Origin of the sequence: Photobacterium carnosum (genome assembly GCF_002849605.1) — a bacterium.
Lineage (GTDB): Bacteria > Pseudomonadota > Gammaproteobacteria > Enterobacterales > Vibrionaceae > Photobacterium > Photobacterium carnosum.
Genome location: NZ_NPIB01000070.1, coordinates 1 through 1060 on the forward strand (window position 1 = coordinate 1; position 1060 = coordinate 1060).

1 pseudogene is annotated in these 1060 nt (G+C 40.2%); it reads left to right on the plus strand.

From position 1 onward, the window contains the following. A pseudogene (locus tag CIK00_RS21105) lies at nucleotides 1–557 on the plus strand (primase C-terminal domain-containing protein); the annotation flags it as partial. Nucleotides 558–1060: the final 503 nt, after the last annotated feature.

The window sequence follows — 1060 nt, forward strand, 5'->3', positions numbered from 1 at the left end:
AAACAACATGGTGGACTGATGAAAAGTACACTCTCGATTATTTGGCTGATTTCGTTGATCTGACAGGACACCCATTAAGGGGTAAAGAGAGTCATGGATTAGGGCGTAATTGTGAGTTGTTCGAGAATGTGGCTCATTGGGCATATAAGGAAGTTCGAGAATATTGGTCGCCTGACTATAAGAGTAAATGGCAAGATGCTGTAGTGAGTCATACAGAGGCTTTAAATGCTCAATTTATCGAGCCGTTGCCTTACTCCGAAGTGAAAAGTATCTCTAAATCGATCGCTAATTTTGTTATCCGCCATTTTAGCCCTGAAAAATTCCGTGAATCTCAGGCTATCAAGGGGCGTAAAGGTGGTTTAGCTGGTTCTCTTGAGAATAAAGCTAAGGCTGGGCGAATATCAAAAGGTGGCGGTCGTCCTCAATCTAAAAATCAACAACTACTTACTGCAATTATAAATAAAAAAGCTCAAGGATTGTCTAATCGTGGGATTGCAGATGATCTTAATGTTTCAGCCAGTACAGTAAGTAAGTATCTTAAACTTTCAGTAGAGTGATCGCGAAACAACAAGCCTTATCAGATAACAGCCCGTTTTCGGGCTGTTTTGCTTTCTAGGTAATCTTAAAAGAAACCTTATTGTTTGTGTGCGGAGCACAAACTAATCCTGTACTCGATATTGAATAAGGTGATTGTGTGTAAAGTTGGGGCAGCTTGTCTGTCCTACTTTTCCACATGAACCGATTCTCATTAATACTGACGCGCTACGCTTGTCGATACGTGGTGCTTGGATAATCTCGTACCTCGATTAACCAGGCCCACGTATTCGAACTCAGAAAACATTACTTTGTTGTCAATTCCTAATAAACACCGGTCAAACTTTCATTTTGGGATCGGGTAACACTGATAACAAAATAACAACGTCACTTTTTTACCGTTTTATCCGCACAAAATCTCTCAAAATACCCATTATCCTATCCGTTCTGAATGAACAGTGATCACGTAGTGCGCGTTAGATGCATACTGTTAAATACAGGCGTTTCTAACTCAAAGTCATGTTAT